The following is a 20,971-nucleotide window of genomic DNA, read 5'->3' on the forward strand; positions in this document are numbered from 1 at the left end:
AAATCATATTTTCTCAAGATTTCCCGTCCGCCCCGAGGAGGACGGAAGGACCGGAACCGCGACCCGATCTCAATCGATCCCGCCACGGGCCGATCCGGCACGGAGGCCACCATCCATCGTCAACCACTGGAGCATTCGTGATGAATTTTGATTACACCAAACCCAACGTCGGCAATATTGACCGCATCATCCGCGCGATTCTCGGCGCTCTCCTGATCGTTGCCGTCTTTCGCGGAAGTAGCTGGATCGGTGGACTGATCGGCGCGGCGCTGCTCGCCACCGCTTATTTCCGGTTCTGTCCGGCCTACACGATCTTCGATTTCAACTCCAACAAGGACGTGACGCCCGTGAGCAAATAGGCCGGAAGGCCGCACACCGGCCGGGTCATCAGGCCCGACGGTGCCCACCGACCGTCCGCTCCCGCGCCGATCGGCGCGGGTCAACCGAGGATTCATGCATCCCTGTCCGCCGCCTTGATGGTCAGCGAAGATACGCCTTCGTGACATATTGCAGCACCATGCGCTGGGTATTGAAAAACGAACCGTTGAGTGCGATCAGAAGTTGCCGCTTAGAGGGTGTAGACAAAAATAATTGAGCTGCTATTTGTATACCAGTCTACAACTGAGCTGGTGTGCGCTGATGTCGAAAGCTGGTCGTCCCCCCAAGATTCACGAGGCGGAGCAAGCGGTATTGCGTCAAATTGTCACGGATCGCCCGACCTCCACGCTGTCAGAGATTGCCCGGGAACTCGCGGCACGGACGGGAATCGAGGCTCATGAAGCAACGATTCGCAAGTCCTTGCGGGAGGCGGGCGTCACGCGCCTCCGGGGCGAGAGTGGTCTCGAGGCGCAAGCGCGCGCAACGCCGCGTCGGTATGGGTATACGGATGCGCATCGTCGCCACGACCCCGACCAAAGCTACCCAAGTTGTCTGACCGATGCGGAGTGGGACTTGGTCGCCGCTCTCTTTGAGATGCCGGGCGGGCGGGGTCAACCGCCCCGCGTGTCGCGCCGGAGCATCCTGGAGGCGTGTTGCTACGTGGTGCGCACGGGGTGCGCGTGGCGGATGCTGCCGCACGATTTCGCGCCTTGGCAGAATGTCTACAAGACGTTTCGCCGTTGGAGTGCGGCTGGGAAGTTTGAGCAGATGCATGATCGACTGCGGGGGCAATGGCGCGAACGCGAGGGGCGTGAGATCGCGCCGACGGCGGCGGTGCTGGATGCGCAATCGACCCGCGGCTCGCCGCAGGGTGGACCGAGCGGCTTTGATGCGGGCAAGCAGGTCAAGGGGCGCAAGCGCAGCCTGGTGGTCGATACCTTGGGGTTCGTGTTGGCGGTGAGCGTGGTCGCGGCCAATCTTCAGGACCGCGATGCCGCCTCGGGCGCCGTCGCTGACGCGGCCGCCAAGTACCCCCAGATCAACACGCTGTTTGTCGATAGCGCCTACGCCGGTCAATTTGCCCAAACCACCGAGCAGACCCACGCGATCCGCGTGGAAGTCGTGCGCCATCCAGCCAACAAAAGCGTTGGCTCCTGGCACGTGGACGGGGCGCCTGACCGAGTGGTGATCGCCAACGCCGACGGCTTCGTTCCGCTGCCGAAGCGCTGGGTTGTCGAGCGCACCCATGCGTGGAATGAGCGTGCCCGTCGATTGATCATGCATCATGACCGTCTGCCAGCGGTCTCCGAAACCTGGGTTTGGCTGGCGGAGGCGCGCATCCTGCTGCGGCGGTTGACCACAACGGTTTGATTTTGTCTACACCCTCTTAGGCAGAAAGACACATGAACACCTCGACCCGATGTTCGCGGCGGTCGTCCACCAGCGGAATCCTCGGCGCGTCCTGCGCGACACCGTCCAGCGCGATCCGCGTCCCGCCCTCGCCATCGACGCCTTGCGTCACGACGATCCGGTAGAACGTCTCCCGATAGCGGTAACGCAGCTTGAACCCCTCCCAATCGGCCGGGAGACAGGGCGCGAGATGCAGGGTGTCGACCTCCAGCCGCAGCCCCAGCAGGGATTCCAGGATCAGCCGGTACATCCAGCTCGCCGAGCCGGTGTACCAGCTCCAGCCACCGCGCCCGATGTGCGGCGCGACCCCATAGACATCGGCCGCGATCACATAGGGTTCGACTTTGTAGGTCGCAATATCCGCGGGCGAGCGGCCATGGTTGATCGGGTTGATCATGGCGAAGAGTTCCCAGGCGCGCGCCGCATCTCCCAACTGCGCGAACGCCATCGCCGCCCAGATGGCGGCATGGGTGTACTGCCCGCCGTTCTCCCGCACGCCGGGAACATAGCCCTTGATATAGCCCGGATTCAGCGCCGAGGTGTCGAAGGGCGGATCCAGCAGTTGAATCAATCCGGCACCCCGGCGCACCAGCCGCGCATCCAGCGCCGCCATGCCCATGCGGGCGCGCGTCGGATCGCCGGCCCCGGAGAGCACCGACCAACTTTGCGCGAGGGAGTCGATCTGACACTCGACCTGACTCGCCGAGCCCAGCGGGGTGCCGTCATCGAAATAGGCGCGACGATACCAGCCGCCATCCCAGCCATGCCGTTCGATATTCCCGCGCAGTTGCTCGGCCTCCCGCTGGCAGCGCTCGACGAAAGGCAGATCGCCCTGCAAACGTGCGACCTCGCTGAACTGCATCAGCACCTCATAGAGGAACCAGCCCAGCCAGATGCTCTCGCCCCGGCCCTGGATCCCGACCAGATTCATGCCGTCGTTCCAGTCGCCGGAACCCATCAGCGGTAGGCCATGCTCGCCGAAGCGCAGACCGTGCAGGATGGCACGCACGCCATGTTGGTAGAGACTCGCCGATTCGTCGGCCTGACCGGGCAGATCGTAATAGGCGTCGTCATCCCCGCTGACCAGACGGCCCTCCAGGAAACGGGCCGTCTCCTCCAGCACGCCGGTATCGCCGGTGGCCAGGACATAGCGGCAGGTCGCCAGCGGTAACCAGAGATAGTCGTCCGAACAACGGGTGCGCACCCCACGGCCCGACGGCGGATGCCACCAGTGCTGCACATCGCCTTCGGGGAACTGGCGGCCGGCGCAGCGCAGCAGTTGCTCGCGCAGCCGTGCGGGCTCGGCATGGATGAGCGCCATGGCGTCCTGCAACTGGTCGCGGAAGCCGAAGGCGCCGCCCGACTGGTAGTAACCGCTGCGCGCCCAGAGACGGCAGGCCAGGGTCTGATAGAGCAGCCAGCCGTTGGCCAGGACATTGAGCGCGGCGTCCGGGGTGTCCACCTGCACCGCGCCCAGGGTGCGCGTCCAATGCCGGCGCACCGCCTCCAACACGGTCCGCGCGACAGCCGCCCCGCGACCGCGATGCACCAGGGGGCTGGCATCGTCCGCGCCGCGCCGACCGACCACGCCCAGCCGGAAGACGATCTCCTGCGTCTGCCCCGGCGCCAGATCGAAGCTCGTCTGAAGCGCGGCACAGGCATCGAGCGCGGCACCGACCTTGCCGGACAGGCGCATTCGTCCCAGCGCGGCCGGCTGGCCGAGTGTCCCGTTGCGACCGATGAATTCAGTACGGTCGCCGCTGACGGTCCGCGCCGGATCGTCCACGTCGAAAAAAGCGAGGCGGTCAGCGAATTCGGTGTTGTAAGGATTGCGCGCGAAGACTGCGCCGCTGGTCGGATCGATCTCGGTGATGACGTGCAGCGCCGACTTGGGCCGCAGATCGCCGAGCACCCACTCGACATAGCCGGTCGCGGACAGCCGACGCGCCTGATGCGACCGGTTGATGACCTTCAACACCGAGAACTTGATGGGCGCGTCCAGGGCGACATAGACCCACAATTCGGACTGGATGCCATCCTCGGTATGCTCGAAGACGCTGTAGCCGAAGCCGTGGCGGCTGACATACTCCGCGGGGCCGCCGGCGGGCAGCGGTGTCGGTGACCAGACCTGCCCGCTGTCCTCGTCGCGCAGATAGAAGGCTTCGCCGCTGGTATCGCTCACCGGGTCGTTGTGCCAGGGCGTGAGCCGGAACTCGTGGGCGTTCTCGCTCCAGGTGTAGGCCATGCCGCTTGCCGAGATGACCGTCCCGAAGTGCGGATTGGCCAGGACATTCACCCAGGGCGCGGGCGTTGTCTGGCCGGGCGTGGTGGCGATGATGTACTCGCGCCCATCGGGGCTGAAACCGCCCAGCCCATTGTCGAAGAGACGCGGCGCGCGTCCCTCCGGCTCCGCGTCGTTGACCACTTGGGGCGCGATGCTCCGACTCCATTCGGCAAAGCGGCTGCGGGTCGGGCGCAGGCGTGGCACCCGTTTTTCCGGCGGACCGCGCCGCTTGAGCTGCTCCGCCAGGGTGCCCCGGGTGTCGCTGAGGATGACCCGTGCCACCGTCTGGAACAGGATGCGGTCCTCGTGGCTGATCTGATCCGCCGGGCGGACGAAGATGCCGCCGGGCCGGTCGATCACATGCGCCTCGGCGCCCGCCGCGATCAGCCCCAGGATCTGGTCATGGAGGAGTTGCCGATAGCCGGCGCGATCCTCGTTCCAGATCACCAGATCCACGGTCAGCCCTTTCAAACGCCAATAGGCGTGGGCCTGGACCAGTTGATGGACCAGCTCGATGTTCGCCGGATCGCCGATCTGCACCAGCACCAGCGGCACGTCGCCCGAGACCGCATGGCTCCAGAGTCCGGATTGCCCACGCCGATTCTGGCTGAGAATGCTCGGCTCGGCGCGCAGCGAGGCATTGGTATAGAGGATCGAACTGGCGAGACGCCCGTAGAGCTGCACGTCGGACTGGCTGGCATTGATCTGGCGCAGCACCACCTGACTGTGGGTCCAGGCCAGATCGAAGACGCGATCGGCGAGTCGCTGATCCTGATATTTCTCGACCAGACCCACGGCCATCTCGCGGCTGTCGCCGATGCCGGTGACCCGATCGATGGTGGCGGATTGATCGGGATCGAGGGTGATCGTATAGCGGATGGCGACGATCGGATCCAACACCGAGCCAGCGCTGCCCGAGAGCGTGCCGTCCATCGCTTGTGGATTGGCGAGGGTGCGGTCGCGCCCGATGAAGCGCATCCGATCCGTCTCATAGGAGGCCGCGCCGCAATCGGCTCCGCGCACCACCATCAGGTGAAACAGCCAGGGCGAGGATTCGTCGCGCGAGCGCGGGCGGCGGGTGCAGAGGATCGCCGGTTGCGGGTCGAGGAGTTCGGTCTGGACGAAGAGATTGCTGAAAGCCGGATGCAGCGCGTCGGCGGCGGGCGGGGCGAGCACGACCTCGGCGTAACTGGTGATCTCGATGACCCGGCGGGCGCGCCCGCGGTTGGTGAGACGCACCCGGCGCAGCTCGATGTCGTCTTCCGGCGAGACCGCGATCTCGGTATAGGACTCGATCCCCTGGTCGCGGCGGCGGAATTCGGCTCGCCCTTCCGAGAAGATGGCTTCGAAGCTGTCCGGTTGGGTGAGCGTCGGCTGATAGGTGGTCGACCAGAACTCGCCGCTCGCCAGGTCGCGCAGATAACAGAAGCTGCCCCAGGAATCGCGGGTCGTATCCTCGCGCCAGCGGGTGACGGCCAGATCCTTCCAGCGACTGGAGCCGCCGCCGGCGTTGGTGACCATCACATGGTAGCGGCCATTCGACAGCAGCTTCACTTCCGGGATGGCGGTGTGAGGGCTGGTGAAGACGCGAATCGGCGACTCCTGACCAGTGTCCGTCGTGCGGATGTCGGTCGGCTCGCCGGTGGCGTGCGAATAGAACGATGGGGTCTTGGGGATACGTTCCTGGAGCAGCAGGGCGGTCGCCTGGAACAGCGGTGCCGACATAAAGCGCCGCTGCATCGGACGGTCCAGCAACAGATAGGCCAGCGACAGGAAACTCATGCCCTGGTGATGGGCCATGAAGGAGCGCACCACGGCGCTGCTCTGCCCGCGCGGCAGCCGCGACGCCGTGTAGTCGATGGCCTCGTAGAAACCGTAGCGACCTGCGAAGCCGCTCGCGGCAAGGCGCTGGAGATTCTGGCACGCCGCCTCGGGCGCCACCATCAGGGCGAGCGCCGAGGCATAGGGTGCAATGACCAGATCCTCGGCCAGCCAGCGTTTGAGTCCCAGGCCGGGCACGCCGAAGGCGTGATACTGATAATTGAGATGAATATCGACCGTGTTGTAGCCGGACTCGGACACGCCCCAGGGGACGCCGCGCTGCTTGCCATACTGGATCTGCCGGGCGACCGCCGTACGATAGGTCTGATCGAGCAGGGTGTGATCGTAGGTCGGCATCACCAGCAGCGGCATCAGGTATTCGAACATGGAACCGCTCCAAGAGAGGAGCGTCGGCTCGCCGGCGGCGACCGTCAGCAGGCGTCCCAGGGCGAACCAGCTCTCCTGCGGCAGTTGACCCTGTGCGATGGCCACGAAACTGCCCAGGCGAGCCTCCGAGGCCAATAGATCGTAATAGCTCGCATCCTGGCGACGATCGGTGACGTTGTAGCCGATCGCCAGCAGATGACGCGACTCGTCGTACAGGAAGTCGTAGTCCATCCGGGCCAACTCACCGGCTTGCAGGGCCAGGTGTTCGAGCGCGGCGATCCGCTCGCGGGCGCGGTGGCTGGCGTCCAGATCGACATCCTGTTCGAGCGCGGGCGAGCGCTCCGCTTCGAGCCGGGCCAGTTCTCGTAGCGTGGGAGCCGGTCGCGACGCTCCGGCGTCGCGTGAGGACCGCGCGAGCCAGGGCGCGAGGAACCGCAGATCATCCAGGAGGGCGCGGCATTGTTGGGCCAACGATAAGGCCCATGCGTGCGTGGCGTCCTCGGTGGATGGGGTCAAATCCAGCGCCGCCGCCTCGGCCGCCGTCTCCAGCGACTCAAGACAGCCGCAGACCGCCGCGAGTCCGGTTGGCGGCGACTCGATGGCTGACGTCAGCGTTTGCTGGAATGGCGCGAGCACGGTCGGCAGCACGGGCTTACGACGCGGCGCGGAACCGGCATACAGCCCGTCCAGCAGAATCCCGAAACTGTCCTCGATCCCCTCCAGCCAGCGCGGGTTGAGGATGGGCGCGTCGATCAGCGCCAGCAGACCCGGCTGCAGGGTCAGCAGATGACCGGCGAGATTGCCGCTATCCACCGATGAGATATAGATCGGGGCCAGTGGCTTCAGTGTCTGGGTGTCGTACCAATTGAAGAAATGACCGCGATAGCGCTCCAGGCTGGCCATCGTCTCCAGCGCGCCGGCGGTGCGCGCGATCAGTCCGCCGGTCGTCAGGTAGCCGAAGTCATGGGCGGCCAGATTGGCGAGCAGCGACAGCCCCATGTTGGTCGGCGAGGTGCGATGCGCGATCACCGCCACCGGATGCTCCTGATAGTTGTCCGGCGGCAGCCAATGGTCGTCGGGACCGACGAACTGCTCGAAGAAGGCCCAGGTCTTGCGGGACATGGCGCGCAGGAAGCGGAACTGTTCGGCCGTCAGACGGGCCTCGCGGCGGATCAGCGGGCGGCTCATCCACCAGGCGAGGCTGGGCGCCGCCAGCCAGAGCAGGAGGATCGGCCCCGCCACGAGGAGCACGGCCGGTTCGCTCAGGGCCAGGATCAAGGCCGTGAGCAGGGCCAGCGCGGGGGCGATCCACATCGTCCGGTGGAAGGCGACGAGGCTCCGGCCCGCGCGATCCAGATCGCCCGACGAGGTCCATTCGAGCAGGCGTCGGTGGCTGACCCGCGTCCGCCAAAGGGTGCGGACCATGGCGTCCAGGCTGAAGAATCCCTCATAGGGGAGACAAACGACCGTGAACACCGCCTGCGCCAGTTGTCGGCCCGCCGCCTTGAGCGCCGCGGCGAGGTGATGACGCCAGCGCACATCGCCCGGCTTTTGCAGGAAGCTCAGGAGCGCGGTCAGCAGCGACGGAATCAGCGAAATCCCGAGCACCGCCAGGGTCCAGAACCCAGGGGAGTCCGTGACCGTCCAACCCAGCACGAACAGCAGCGTCAGGGCCGCGGACGCCAGACTGCGCCGCAGGTTGTCGGCCAGCTTCCAGCGCGACAAGGCCGACAGCGGGTTTTTGCGCCGTTGTCCGTCGAGACCGGGGACGCGCGGCAACAGCCAGCAGGCAATCTGCCAGTCGCCGCGAATCCAGCGGTAGCGCCGGCTCACGTCCGCGCTATAGCAGGCGGGATAGTCCTCGTACAACTGCACGTCGCTCAACAGCCCCGAGCGGGCGTAGCAGCCTTCCAGCAGATCGTGGCTGAGGATGCGGTTCTCGGGAAAACGCCCGGCGAGCGCCTGCTCGAAGGCATCGACCTCGTAGATCCCCTTGCCGATGAAGGAACCTTCCTGAAACCAATCCTGGTAGACATCGGAGACGGCGTGGGTATAGGGATCGATGCCGGCGTCGTTCCCATGCAGCCGCGCGTAACGGGAACGGTTGGCGCCGGGCAGGCTCACGGCCACGCGCGGCTGGAGGATACCGTAGCCCGCGGTGACGAGTTGCCGGCGCGCATCGTAGGAGGCCCGATTGAGCGGGTGCGCCAAGGCGCCGACCAGTTCGCGTGCGGCGTCGCGCGGGAGCTGGGTGTCGGTGTCCAGGGTGATGACGTAACGCACGCCGAGCAGGATGTCCGTCGCGCCAACGACCCGCGCGAAGCGATCCCCGGCGTCGCCGCGCAGCAGGGCGTTCAGGTCGGCCAGCTTGCCGCGCTTGCGCTCGTACCCCATCCAGATCCGCTCCTGCGGATTCCAGCGGCGCGCGCGGTGGAAGAGGTGGAAGGTGTCGCCGCTGTCGCGCGGGTACTTTTCATTCAGTGCCGCGATCCCTTGCGCGGCCAGATGCGCCAGCGACGCATCGTCCGGCAGGGTTTCCGACGGCGCATCGCGAAAGTCGGTCAGAAGGCCAAAGTGCAGGCTGTCGTCGCGATTGGCCAGGAAGCGGACCTCCAGCGCCTCGACCAGCGATTCGATGCCCTCGGCGCTGGTGAGCATGGTCGGCGTCACCACCAGGGTGCGTGACTCGGTCGGAATGCCGGCGGAAAAATCCAGGCGCGGCAGCGGTTCGGGCGTCGCCAGCAGCGTGGCCAGCCAGTTCGCCAGCGCCAGCGCGAGTTGACTGGTGCCCAGGAGGGCGGGCAACCCCAAGAGCAGGAGCAGCCAATCCGGCACGCCCTCGGACTGCGCCTGCGTGAGCAGCACCCCGGTGAAGAGCGCCGTCAAGAGGATGATCGTGCCGAGATACAGGACCAAGGGGATCCGGCGGCCCCGTCGTTGCAGTGACGCCACGAGACGCAAACTCGCCCGCGCCCGGCGTTCGAGCTGGGATAATCCCCGGTCGATCAGGTAATAGCCCACATGCGCCGTGCGCGCGTCGGCGCCGGGCGAGACCGCCTGCGCGCCGTCTCGCGCCAGTTCGATCGCGTGGCGCGCCACCTCGGCTTCGGACAGTCGGCTGTTTTTCGCGATCTTTTCCACGACGTGTCGGTAGCGATCGCGGGTGGCGAACGCCATCCGCCCATACACGCCGCCCGGATCCTCGCGCAGGATCCGTTCGACCAGACTCATGGTTTCGACAAAGGCGCGCCAGTCCATCGCACCCAGGAAGCGGAGACTGCCGATGCTGTTGCCGATGGACACCTGATCGGCGGCCTGCTGCTGGTTTTCCAACTGCACCAACTGCTCGATCGTCAGACCCGACTCGGCGAGTTGCTGCTCGATCCAAGTCAGCGGCAGAGCCAGCGCGGAACTCTGGCCTTGCAGCCGGCGCGCCAGCTCCGCCACGAAGGCGCTCGATAGCGGCGGGTTCGAGCGCGCCATGTCGGCGATCACCAGAATCAGATTCTTCGGATCGCTTTCGGCCATCGCGGTCAGTTGGTCGGCCCAGCCGTCGGCCAGATTCTGGTCGGTACGGCTCACCGCGATGCGCGCCGCGACCCGGCGCAGATTCTCGATCAGCGTCAGCCGCAGCATGATCGGGATGGCCCACAACTCGCCCAGCTTGAGCGTGCCGAGGGTCTGGTAGGCGGCGACGAACCGGCTGAGATTCTCCGGGTCCACCCGGCCATCGCCGTGCGCGATCATCTCCAGCGCAAGGTCATAGACCCGTGGCAGACCGGTCGATGGACCCCGACTCAGACGCGGCAGTTGCCGGCTGTAACCCTTGGGAAGATGCCGCTTGGCGGTGCGGATCTGCTCTTCGATCAGATAGAAATTATCGAGCAGCCATTCGCCGGCCGGCGCGATCCGGCGGTTCTCCGAGACGGCGGCCATGAGCAAGCGGCAGACGCCGATCAGGATGGCTTCATTCTCGTTGAGGCGTGCCAGCAGGCGGTCCGGAGGATGTCCGGGCATCAGGGCGTGCGCCTCGGCGAGTCGCTTGCCGTGCTCCTCCATCTGCACCGCGCTGAAGAGTTCCGAACGCAGCGGCGGCTCGTCGCCGACCGCCACGTCGATCAAACCTTTACCCGGAAGCTGTCTCCTGAATTGGAGCAGGGTGTCGCGAATCGCCAAATGACTCTCCTTCAAATTTCCAAATCGCTGACGGCGGAGACGCCGCCCTCTCCGGCCACCCTGTCCGGAGATCATCCGCGGAAGACGGCCGTCCTCCCGTGACTGATGTTACTTATGCCGCATGTCATTCTTGACGGACACCACACCGGGTACCGCGCCCGCGACCCGGACCGCCTGATTGATGTCGGCCTTGGAGTTGACGAAACCGCTCAACTGGACCACGCCCTTAAAGGTTTCGACGTTGATTTCGGTCGACTTCAGTGTTCGATCATCGAAGATGGCCGCCTTGACCTTGGCGGTGATGACGGCATCGTCCACATATTCCCCTGTGGCCTGTTGTGTGGCCGTTGCGGCGCAGCCCAGGAGGGACGCAAGCACGATGATGGAGAAAAAAGCCTTGACTTGATTGAATATTCTCATGATGAGATGCTGGGCGCGTTACTTGACGACAAGACCGTTTTCCACCGACTTCACCGCCGGTACGTTGCGAGCGATTTCCAGCGCCTTGCCGATACTTTGCTGTGAATCGACAACACCGCTCAACATCACGACACCATTCGTGGTGGTGACGTTTATCTGAAACACCTTCAGCATGGGATCGCCGAGGATGCCCATCTTGATCTTGCCGGTGATCGCGGAGTCATCCACGTACTCTTCGGCTTGCGCGGCCTTCTCGCCCATCGAAGCCTTGGCGTCTTCATACTTGACCGCCGCTGTTTCAGCCGCCTGATCGACCTTTTTCCCGGCGGCTTCACCGGGGCCCTCTTGTTCGCAACCGGCAAGCCCGGCGAGTCCGAGCGTGACGGACAGTAATGCGATGGAAAAAGCACGCTTCGAGAAATGAATCCGCTGGCTGTCGTTATCTTTTTTCATGCTGATTTCTTCCTGATTCTGAATGGATTGTCTGGTGGTGTTTGTGGTAGAAAGCGGAGGTCATCGATTGGCGCGAATTGTGATTGAATGCGCGTCAATCGATGGGCTGAAGGATTACTTGAAATGCGACTTGAACGTATCGAAAGAATCCTTGAACGCCTCCCAAACACGGTCGGATTCCATTTTGAATTGTTCCCAGTTGTTTTCCGCGGCGGCCTGAACCTCTTCCAGCTTTTTCTCGCCTTCCTCGCGTTTGGCGCGCAGCGCGACGAGTTGTTCCTCGTATTTCACCCTGGCATCTTCCTTGATCTCATGCCCTCGCTCCTGGAGTTTATCGATTTCCTTACTCCATTCGTCAAGCTGCACCTTGATTTGCGCGACATATTCGTCTTTTGTCAACATGGGATATAACTCCTGTTTTGGATCGTTTACCCGGCGGATTGCCGGAATTCAACTGCCTACCCATCGCGGGGCAAGGAATTCATCTCGAATCACCCCTGCCCGAGGCCGTCACCAGGCGATGGGGCCAAAGAACCCGAAAGCGCTGAGTACAAAGAGAATCGCGATCACGATCACAATCGCATTCACGACTTTCTTGACGGTAGCGTTCATCGGAATATACACATTGACCGCCCAGAGAATGGCTCCAAAGGCGATCAAATTGATGACTAATTGAATATAGGCCATGGCGTTGATCCTTTCAGATGAGGTTAGGGACAGACTACAACGCGCCCTGACAGACGTCTGTACGCTAGCGCACAGAGACGTCGGGAAGACGCGGAGGTCACCGGCGTCTTGACAGTGCGACAACGTGGGCCGCACGCTGAACACAGATGCTTCTGCCGGAAGCACGTTCGCCGGGCTTATTTCTTCCAGTAGAAGTCGAAGCGCGCACGGCCAGAGCCATCGAGATGCACGGTTTTTCGCTGGGTTTCATCCTGGCCGCGTCGACCGGTCGGGGTAACTTCCACGCTGTAGTCGCCTGGCGGCAGTTGGGCGTAGAACCAGGGGCCTTTCGACTCGGCGGTCAAGACCGGACCGCTGCGCGCATCCAGAATGTTCACGCGGACCGCCGAGAGATATTCGCCGCTGCCTTGCGTCGCGAAGAGCAGATGCAGGTTGAACTGACTGGAGAGGGCATTGAGTTCGGTTCGTTCGCTTTCGCCGATGCCGCCCGAGACATAGCGAATGCCGCCATCGCTTTGAATGGTCGATGATCGCCCTATCGTGGATCCGTCGTGGCCAGCGTGGCCAGAGGCGGAATCCGCGGATGAAGCCGGCGATGAACCGCTGGTGTCGGCTGGACGAATGCCATACGTCGTTTGGGCGTCAGCCACCTGCAAGGCACCAGCGTTCAGGTTCGTCACCTGAACTTGTTCGGTCCGCTGAGCACTGGCTGACGACCACGCTCCAGTGCCCAGGATCAACGCCATGGCGATGAAGGTCACTCTTTGCTGATTGATCATGTCGAAGTCTCTTTTACTTGATTAAGATGGATGAATGAGGTGCTGCACGGATGCAGGCGGCGATGCAATGCACCGCTTTAGCCCATACCATTACACACAAGTCTGTAACTTGCTGATTTTTATATAACACGCTCCGGTTTGTGTTGTTTATATTTCAGCGATTTACAAAGATTTGTGTAACGCGATGGCTTTAGCCCTTCTGCAGCAGACTGCGAAGATCCGTGATCGCGGCATTGACGCGCGAGACATAGGAGGCCATGACCAGCGAGTGATTGGCCATCGGCCCGAACCCGGTGCCATTGAGAATCATCGGACTCCAGATGGTGTTCTGGGTATTTTGCAATTCGCGCACGATTTGCTTCAGCGACACCAATGCATTCTTGTCCGTGAGCACCGGCTCAAAGTCGATCTCCATCGCCTGCAGGGTATGCAGCAGCGCCCAGGTGTATCCGCGTGCCTCGAAAAAGATATCGTCGATTTCGAGCCAAGGTGTTTTGGTCTGCGATTGGGCAGGGACCGGTGTCGATTGACGGGCGTTGGGATCGCCGGCCAAGGCCGTATCGAGATGAACCTGGCCGACGGCGTAAGAGAGCCGCTGCGCCAGACTGCCCAGCCGCTTTTCGGTCATTTCGAGATACACGGTCAAGTTATCGGCGCGCGCGAAAAACTGGCCGTCGCGTTCATTCTCATCGGAGAGTCGGCGCAAATAGCCATGGAGTCCTTCCACGCCTTTCCGATACTCCGACTCGCTGGAGGGCAGGATCCAGGAGTTCGATTGGTAATTGAACTGGGGTTGCGCAATGCCCAGATCCTTATCCTCGACCGACTGGGACTGGGAGCGGCTGAAATCGTTACGGAGCGCAAGCACCAGATCGCGCAGCTCGGTCAAGGCACCGAATTCCCAATTCGGAATGTTATCCAGATAGAGACCAGGCGGACTGACATCGTTGGTCAGATAACCGCCGGGTTTATCGAGCAAGGTTTCCGCAATCCGGATGGCGGTGCTCGTCGTGGCGGTACCCGGAACCACTTTGCTTGCATCGTCATTCACAAACGACAAGGTATTCGCGCGCACGTCGAAGGTGTCGGGTGATTGCGACCAGACCAACCCCAGAATGACGACGACGACCAGATAGGTCATCAGAAACAGACCCGTGGTCCACCACAGCCCCTTCTCTTTCCAGGTCCGAGGGTGATAGTAGCTGGCGACTTGGCTGACCTTCCTGGTCAGAACCGGTTTTTTTGGCGATGAGAGATCGTTCATTGCACGCTCCAGCTCCCTCCGCGAGGAGGGAGTCAATTAGGGTGAGTGATCACCAGCGATGTGGAAACTAGCGAGGCTTGGACACCATGAGCAGAAGCGCGCCGGCCACGATCGCGGCGATGCCGGCCCATTGCGGGATGTTGACGGTCTCCCGCTCCTGAACCGTGACGGCGAGCGGACCGATCCTGGCCTCCTGAGTCTCTTTGGTAAAACTGAAGCTGCCATACGCCAGCCCCAAACCGCCGGCAACGATGAGCGCAATGGCGGCGATGTTGATTGCTTTCATATTCTCTGCTCCCGCAGCGATTCTCTTCATTCGTCAGTCGATTACCCGATACGCATCCCCGAGATAGGCCCCAACAGCCCGAAGGCGCTCAACAACCAAAGGATGACGACGAGGATCACAACCACATTCAAGATTTTCTTGATGTTGCCGTCCATCGGGATGTAGTTATTGATCAGCCATAGGATCACGCCCACGACAACCAATGTGACGACCAGTGAAATCAATGTCATAACGTCTCTCCGCTATTTTTCAGATGTTTGATGTCAGCTTGACGATAATCTTCACTCCGGCAGTCGTCTGTTCGCTAGCGTACGAACGATAGCGATTTCAGGTGGAACCGCGTCCAGAGCAAACACTCAATGTCGTCGCCTTTTCCAGCCTCGCGGCGATCCCGAGTGGGAGCGAGACACTCGTTACAAGATGATGGATAGAACCGGGATGTGTCCGTACGGTAGCGCACATAAAACGCTTCGGTCTTGGCCAGGCAAACGCCATGACGGGGATCGGGGGGCGATGTCATGCTGAATCGCAAACCTTCAGCGCTAAAACGGGCTTGGCCTTATGTTTGCTACCGCACCGACTGTTGAATGCTTTTGTCGATAAGCTGTTCTCAGACTCGATCACGGTGTGTTGTTCGTGACATGCCTCGACACTCCAGCCTCGAAGTCAATTTGGACAGTGCTTGAGGCAATCTCCAAAGACAGGAAAGACCGATTCATCAGCAAGAGCGATCTCAGTGAAAAAACATCAGAACTATCTAGGCGGTTTAGTGACCGTGGCCGTGTTGATCGGCTTGGGCGGTTGTGGCGGAATGTCGCGGCAAGAGCAAAGCACCCTGGCCGGTGCGGGGATCGGTGGCGTTGCGGGTTCATTACTGACCGATGGCAGCGCGATTGGAACCATCGGCGGGGCAGCGATCGGTGGCGTCATCGGCCATGGAGTCGGCAACGACCGGGACCATGACCGTCGTGACGACCGCTACGGAAGCGATGACCGATACAGAAACGATGGCCGATACAATCCCAATGGCCGATACTACAACTAGCCGTCCTCATCACGTCAGTGATCGCAGTTACAGAAGCGGAGCCGGAGACTGGTTCGGAAACCGAAGGGGTTGAACGACATGAACGCATTACGCAAAATCACGATAAACCATCGGCTATGGATTCTCTCGGGGATGGTGGCAATCGGGTTTTCGGTCGGATTGGCGCTTGCCCTCATGGAAATGCACTCTCTGCTGATGCAGGACAAGATCGAACAGGTCGCCAAACTGGTGGAGACGGCGAAGAGCGTCCTCGCCGATCAGCAACGGCAAATCGCGACCGGAGAACTGGACGAGGTGGGCGCCAAGGCGGCAGCCCTGCGGGTTCTCGCCGGGCTGCGTTACGAGGGGAACAACTATTTCTGGGTCACGGACAAGGATGACAGGATGGTCATGCATCCCATCAAGCCCGAACTGAACGGGTCGGATACGCGCACCCACAGAGACGCCGATGGCAAGCGGTTCGGGGCCGAAATCGCCGACAAGGCGCGTGCCGCCGAGCGAGGCACCGTCGAATACACCTGGCCCAAAGCGGGATCGACCGCCCCCATTCCCAAGATAGCCTATTTCGAAACCTTCCCGACCTGGGGTTGGATCGTCGCCACCGGCGTCTATGTGGACGACGTGGACGCCGCCTTCTGGCGCAACGCGGCCTTCATGGGCGCGTTCGGACTGACAATGCTCCTGGTCGTCGTCTCCCTGGCGCTCCTGACGGCACGCTCGGTCGTCGTTCCGGTCCGCGAGGCGGCCCAGGCCATGCTCGATATCGCCAATGGCGAGGGCGACCTGACGCGCCGCCTCGATACCACCGGACGGGACGAGGTCGCGGAGATGGCGGCCGGTTTCAACCAGTTCGCGGGCAAGACCGAACGCATGGTGATCGCGGTGGGGGGCGCCACCGGTGAGATCGCCTCGGCGTCCGAGGAACTGTCGGCGATCACCCAGTCGAGCAGTGCCGGCATGGACCGCCAGCGCGGCGAGACCCAGCAGGTCGCCACCGCCGTCACCGAGATGTCGGCGACCATCAAGGAGATCGCCAAAAACGCGGAGGATGCCGCGGCGGCGGCCTTCGCCGCCGACGGTCATGCGCGCAAAGGCGGCGAAACAGTCAATGGGGTGCTCGCGGCCAACCGGCAACTGGCCCACGAGGTCGAGCAGATCGCGGCCAGCATCCGCCGCTTCAGCGCCGAGAGCCTGTCCATCGGCAGCGTCCTGGACGTGATCCGCGGGATCGCCGAACAGACCAATCTGCTCGCGCTCAATGCCGCCATCGAGGCGGCCCGCGCCGGTGAGCAGGGCCGCGGCTTCGCCGTGGTCGCCGACGAGGTGCGGATCCTGGCCAGCCGCACCCAGCAGTCCACCAGCGAGATCCACAGGATGATCGAGAACCTCCAGGGGGGCGCCCAAGAGGCGGTGGCGGCGATCCACAAGGGCGAGACCATCACCGCCGACACCCTGGAGCAGGCCAGTCAGGCGCAGGAGGCGCTCGAGCAGATCGTGCAATCGATCGGCACCATCCGGGACATGAACACCCAGATCGCGAGCGCCGCGGAAGAGCAGGCGGTCGCCGCGCAGGAGATCGACCGCAGCGTGGTCAATATTTCGGATCTGTCCGAGGAGAGCGCGCGGAATTCCGAACACACCGCCGCCGCGAGTCTGGAACTGTCGCGACTGAGCACCGAGTTGCGCATGCTGGTCGGTCAGTTCAAGGTCGGCACCGGCATTGAACCGATAAGGCAAGACCGCGCGGCCCGATCAGGCTATGCGCCCTCCCCCAGGCTCCATGGCGCTTACCCCAAAGGGTGAACCGCCGATGCGACTCCCTTCGGTGATTTCCGGAAAACACATGCCCCGTCGGTCGGGTTCGGCGCGCGTGGCATGGCGTCTCGATTTCAGTGCCAGCGCTTAACGCACGCCGTCACCCGACGTTTCGCCATGGAAAGTCGGGTGACGCTGCGCTAACCCGACCGACCATGAAAATGACGCATTTCGCTCTGGACGCGGTTTGAACCGCACCCTCTCCGAGAGTCGTCGATGCCGCCAAGATCGATCCAATCCAAAAACATCGCATACCGCGCTGAGCGCGGTTTAGTCCCTGTACCGTTCGTTCAGGGTTCGTCTTGACCCACCAAGAGAACGCGACTGCCACCCCCGTGAATCCCCCCGTCCTCTTTGTCAATCGTCTCCTGGCATCATTGCCCGGCAAGGATCGTCGGCAGATCCTGGCGAGCTGCGAATCCGTCGAACTCCACCTGGCCGAGGTGATCAGCGAGCCTGGCGACCGGATTCTCCATGTGTATTTTCCGACCGACAGCTTCGTCTCCATGCTGACTCCGGCCGACGACCACGCCGGTCTGGAGGTGCGGCTGGTCGGTCACGAAGGGATGATCGGAACCCCGCTCATCCTGGGGGTCGAGGTGACGCTGTTGCGCACCCTGGTCCAGGGCGCGGGTTCCGCCTGGCGCATGACCCCCGAGCAGTTTGCCGCCGCACTCAGACAGAGCAGCGCACTGCAGGGGGTGCTCAACCGCTATCTGTTCCTGTTGACGAACGAGGTCGAGCGGATGGTCGCCTGCACCCGCTTCCATGTACTGGAGGCACGTCTTGCCCGGTGGCTCTTGATGACCCAGGATCGCGCGCATTCGGATCGCTTCCATATCACCCATGAATTCCTGGCCTCGATCCTCGGGGTGCGCCGCGTTGGCGTGACCAAGGCGGCGAGTGCGCTGCAACAGCGTCAGCTCATCCGCTATCGTCGCGGAGATATCGAGATTCTCGACCGCGCACGCCTGATCGACGCCGCCTGCGGTTGTTACGGGGCGGCGGAAGCCATGTATGAGCGGATGCTGGGCTGACGCGAGGGGTGTCGTCAGCGGGCGAACGGTCTTGCCAGACCTGCCCCTTCCCGAGCCGTCGAGCCTTTCATCCCGCGTTTGGCGGGGGCTTCGTGAACAGCGGTCGCAGCGCTTCCTCGCCCACTTCGTCGGTCCACACAGCGAGATACCCGGTACGAATAGTCGAACCTGAGATGGCTGTGCACGACATCGCAGATGGCCTGGACACGCACCCAGCCCGTCGGGACGGTACTGAACATCGGTGTATTCGCCGACCTGCACCGACGGTTCGACAAGCAGATATTCACCTCGACGGATCGTTTGCTTGACAGCGCAATGCGCCCGCCTCTGTAATGCGAAGATCCGATCCCGGACAGCGCATTGCAGAAATCACCCAATGGCCATCATGCCCAGTCCTCCGACCCCACGGCAAAACCATCTGCTTGCCGCCTTGCCCGACACCGAATTCGAACACCTGCTGCCCCATCTGGAATGGGTTCCACTGCCGCTCGGCGAGGCCCTCTACGAATCTGGGGCCGCGTTGCAGCATGTCTATTTTCCCACCACGGCCATCGTGTCCCTGCTGTATGTCATGGAGAATGGCGCATCGGCCGAAATCGCCGTGGTCGGCAACGATGGCATCGTCGGCATCGCCCTGTTCATGGGGGGCGCCACCATGCCGAATCGGGCCGTGGTGCAGTGCGCGGGCGACGCCTATCGGCTGAAGGGACAGGTGCTCAAAGAGGAATTCGCGCGCATCGGGGGCCGTCGCCATGGGGTGTTGCCACCGCTGTTGCTGCGCTACACCCAGGCCCTGCTGACCCAGATGGCGCAGACGGCCGTCTGCAATCGGCACCATACGGTGGACCAGCAACTCTGTCGCTGGCTGCTGATCAGTTTCGACCGCTTGCCCTCGAACGAACTGCGCATGACCCAGGAGCTGATTGCCAACATGCTGGGGGTGCGCCGCGAGGGTGTGACCGAGGCGGCGGGAAAATTGCAAACGGCCGGGCTAATTCGCTACACCCGGGGGCTCATCACCCTGCTGGATCGAGCGGGTCTGGAAGCACGGGTTTGCGAGTGCTATGCAGTGGTCAGGAAAGAGTACGATCGCCTGCTCCCCGAGGCGAGCCAGGACTGAAAACATCCACCTCCCACAGTGTCTGCTGACCGTTCGCCGTCTGGGCCGGTTCCAGCCGTGAACCCCTCGCCTTGTGTGCGGATCCGCTCGCCCTGACTGTCACGGAACGCCCACGGCGATGACGGGCAATAGGTTGCCCGAAATCGCACCCGCGCCAGTACCGCGCGCCGATAATTTTCAGGATAATAGCCAACCGACCCCCGTCGCCTTCAGATGAGTGACAGTCCATGGCACGTCCAGCCCCCTTGATTGACCTCACCCCCGAACAACGCAGCCTGCTCGAAGGGCTTTCCCGAAGTCGCGAAACCGCCCGCCGCCTGGTGCGGCGCGCGCAGATCGTGCTGCGCGCCGCCGATGGCGAACACAACAAAGCGATTGCGCACGCGCTGGGCCTCGGTGAAGACGGCGTCGGGCAGTGGCGGGGGCGTTGGGCGAATTCCCAGGAGCGGCTCGCCGCCCTGGCGGACCAGCCCAAACGCCTGCGGGCAACGATCGAGGAGATCCTGTCCGACCGGCCGCGGTCGGGCCATCCGGGCGATTTCACCGCCGAGCAGATCGGCCAGATCATCGCCTTGGCCCGCGAGACACCCCCACCGCCCTTGACGCACTGGACGCGCCAGGATTTGATGCGCGAGATCATGGCACGCGGCATTGCCACCACGATTTCGGCCAGTACCATTGGCCGTTTTTTAACCTCGGGCGGACCTCACGCCCCATCGCACCCGGTATTGGCTCCATCCCGAGATCAAGGACGAGACGCCCCTCCGTTCCGGGATACCCACTCACCTGTACAGAAATAAACAGACCATCGCCAAGCCGTTACGCTGGACTTGCATCGGCAAGCCGCCGATGGCGTAAATTCTCCGGAAAATTTAAGGTGTGATGCATGAGTGCAACGCCCTGGGATACCGATCCCATCCATCCCAATCCCAACATCTTCGATATCGACACCGACCGCTTCCAGACCGAGGTGCTCGACGCCTCCCGCTCGCATCCGATCCTGGTGGATTTCTGGGCCGACTGGTGCGCGCCCTGCCGCGCGCTGTCGCCGCATCTGGAACGGGTCGTCGAGGAACTCGACGGGCAGGTGCGGCTCGCCAAACTGGAGGTCGACGAGGGCGACAACATGCGCCAGGCGGGACACTACAAGGTGCGGGGCTTCCCGACCGTGATCCTCTTTCTGGAGGGGCGGGAACTGGCCCGTTTCAGCGGGGCGCGTTCGCGCTATCAGATTCGGGAATGGCTGCGACAGCATCTGGTCCCAGGATCCTGACCAAAGCGCTGGCGGCGTCCTTTTTTCTTGCATCCCCGCGCGTCATCATTCGGGGATGCGACTCTCGATTCACGCCAGACTCTTCCTGACCCTGCTATCGCCGCGACCGTTCCTGGGAGCCGCTCCTTGCGGATCGGCGTCTGTGGATCGCCGCCCTGACCCCGAGACGGCCGAACTGCGCTTTCGCGCCACCCAGGGCCACCGGCTCTGGATCATCGCGCTGGCCATGCTGCTGCTGTCGGCGGTGCTGGCCTATCCGCTCTCAAGACGACTGGCGCGACCGGTTCGCGACTTCCAGCACGCCGCCCTATAGCCCGCGCGAGCTGGTGGCGTATA

General features: G+C 63.0%; 18 protein-coding genes. 9 read left to right on the plus strand and 9 right to left on the minus strand.

The window, feature by feature from the left end; genetic code table 11:
* Positions 1-140: 140 nt before the first annotated feature.
* Positions 141-359 carry a YgaP family membrane protein gene (locus THIVI_RS12390; protein WP_014778933.1) on the plus strand — a complete coding sequence of 73 codons (219 nt, stop codon included), beginning with the start codon at positions 141-143 and terminating at the stop codon, positions 357-359.
* Between the two features lie 280 nt (positions 360-639).
* Complete coding sequence (locus tag THIVI_RS12395; RefSeq protein ID WP_041447215.1) at positions 640-1,749, plus strand: IS5 family transposase; 1,110 nt, start codon at positions 640-642, stop codon at positions 1,747-1,749.
* Positions 1,750-1,765: 16 nt separating this feature from the next.
* Here the strand turns inward: THIVI_RS12395 and THIVI_RS12400 are convergent, their stop codons facing one another.
* The 9 genes from THIVI_RS12400 to THIVI_RS12435 all read right to left on the minus strand — a co-directional run bounded on the left by THIVI_RS12400 (position 1,766) and on the right by THIVI_RS12435 (position 14,575).
* Positions 1,766-10,456, minus strand: a complete 8,691-nt coding sequence (locus tag THIVI_RS12400) for a glycoside hydrolase family 94 protein (protein ID WP_014778934.1) — start codon at positions 10,454-10,456, stop codon at positions 1,766-1,768.
* A 108-nt stretch (positions 10,457-10,564) separates the two neighbouring features.
* Positions 10,565-10,876 carry a BON domain-containing protein gene (locus tag THIVI_RS12405; protein WP_014778935.1) on the minus strand — a complete coding sequence of 104 codons (312 nt, stop codon included), beginning with the start codon at positions 10,874-10,876 and terminating at the stop codon, positions 10,565-10,567.
* Between the two features lie 18 nt (positions 10,877-10,894).
* The gene (locus tag THIVI_RS12410; protein ID WP_014778936.1) at positions 10,895-11,329 is read right to left on the minus strand and encodes a BON domain-containing protein; all 435 of its coding nucleotides are present in this window, start codon (positions 11,327-11,329) and stop codon (positions 10,895-10,897) included.
* Between the two features lie 114 nt (positions 11,330-11,443).
* Positions 11,444-11,731: a sll1863 family stress response protein gene (locus THIVI_RS12415; RefSeq protein ID WP_014778937.1), complete on the minus strand. Its 288-nt coding sequence runs from the start codon at positions 11,729-11,731 to the stop codon at positions 11,444-11,446.
* Between the two features lie 108 nt (positions 11,732-11,839).
* Positions 11,840-12,016 (minus strand): Thivi_2564 family membrane protein, encoded by a 177-nt coding sequence (locus tag THIVI_RS25115; RefSeq protein ID WP_014778938.1) that lies wholly within the window; start codon positions 12,014-12,016, stop codon positions 11,840-11,842.
* Between the two features lie 176 nt (positions 12,017-12,192).
* On the minus strand, positions 12,193-12,795 hold the full coding sequence (locus THIVI_RS23715; protein WP_014778939.1) for a hypothetical protein: 603 nt from the start codon (positions 12,793-12,795) through the stop codon (positions 12,193-12,195).
* Between the two features lie 190 nt (positions 12,796-12,985).
* On the minus strand, positions 12,986-14,059 hold the full coding sequence (locus tag THIVI_RS12425) for a DUF2333 family protein (RefSeq protein ID WP_014778940.1): 1,074 nt from the start codon (positions 14,057-14,059) through the stop codon (positions 12,986-12,988).
* Between the two features lie 67 nt (positions 14,060-14,126).
* Entirely contained in the window at positions 14,127-14,345 is a 219-nt protein-coding gene (locus tag THIVI_RS12430) for a hypothetical protein (protein WP_014778941.1), read from the minus strand.
* Positions 14,346-14,386: 41 nt separating this feature from the next.
* A complete protein-coding gene (locus THIVI_RS12435) occupies positions 14,387-14,575 on the minus strand; it encodes a Thivi_2564 family membrane protein (protein ID WP_014778942.1) in 189 nt (62 codons plus the stop codon).
* A 506-nt stretch (positions 14,576-15,081) separates the two neighbouring features.
* On the opposite strand from THIVI_RS12435, the gene THIVI_RS23720 reads away from it, so the two are divergent.
* From THIVI_RS23720 to THIVI_RS24730, 7 genes are all read left to right on the plus strand, one after another.
* The gene (locus THIVI_RS23720) at positions 15,082-15,390 is read left to right on the plus strand and encodes a glycine zipper 2TM domain-containing protein (RefSeq protein WP_014778943.1); all 309 of its coding nucleotides are present in this window, start codon (positions 15,082-15,084) and stop codon (positions 15,388-15,390) included.
* A gap of 174 nt (positions 15,391-15,564) precedes the next feature.
* On the plus strand, positions 15,565-17,193 hold the full coding sequence (locus THIVI_RS12445; protein ID WP_245537264.1) for a methyl-accepting chemotaxis protein: 1,629 nt from the start codon (positions 15,565-15,567) through the stop codon (positions 17,191-17,193).
* Positions 17,194-17,540: 347 nt separating this feature from the next.
* Complete coding sequence (locus THIVI_RS12450) at positions 17,541-18,242, plus strand: Crp/Fnr family transcriptional regulator (protein WP_041447569.1); 702 nt, start codon at positions 17,541-17,543, stop codon at positions 18,240-18,242.
* 385 nt (positions 18,243-18,627) lie between these two features.
* Positions 18,628-19,362 (plus strand): Crp/Fnr family transcriptional regulator, encoded by a 735-nt coding sequence (locus THIVI_RS12455; RefSeq protein WP_041447570.1) that lies wholly within the window; start codon positions 18,628-18,630, stop codon positions 19,360-19,362.
* 227 nt (positions 19,363-19,589) lie between these two features.
* A complete protein-coding gene (locus tag THIVI_RS23730) occupies positions 19,590-20,162 on the plus strand; it encodes a helix-turn-helix domain-containing protein (RefSeq protein ID WP_014778947.1) in 573 nt (190 codons plus the stop codon).
* A gap of 86 nt (positions 20,163-20,248) precedes the next feature.
* Positions 20,249-20,635, plus strand: a complete 387-nt coding sequence (locus tag THIVI_RS12465; RefSeq protein ID WP_014778948.1) for a thioredoxin family protein — start codon at positions 20,249-20,251, stop codon at positions 20,633-20,635.
* 142 nt (positions 20,636-20,777) lie between these two features.
* Entirely contained in the window at positions 20,778-20,948 is a 171-nt protein-coding gene (locus THIVI_RS24730) for a hypothetical protein (protein ID WP_157174439.1), read from the plus strand.
* Positions 20,949-20,971: the final 23 nt, after the last annotated feature.

Source organism: Thiocystis violascens DSM 198, from assembly GCF_000227745.2.
GTDB lineage: Bacteria > Pseudomonadota > Gammaproteobacteria > Chromatiales > Chromatiaceae > Chromatium > Chromatium violascens.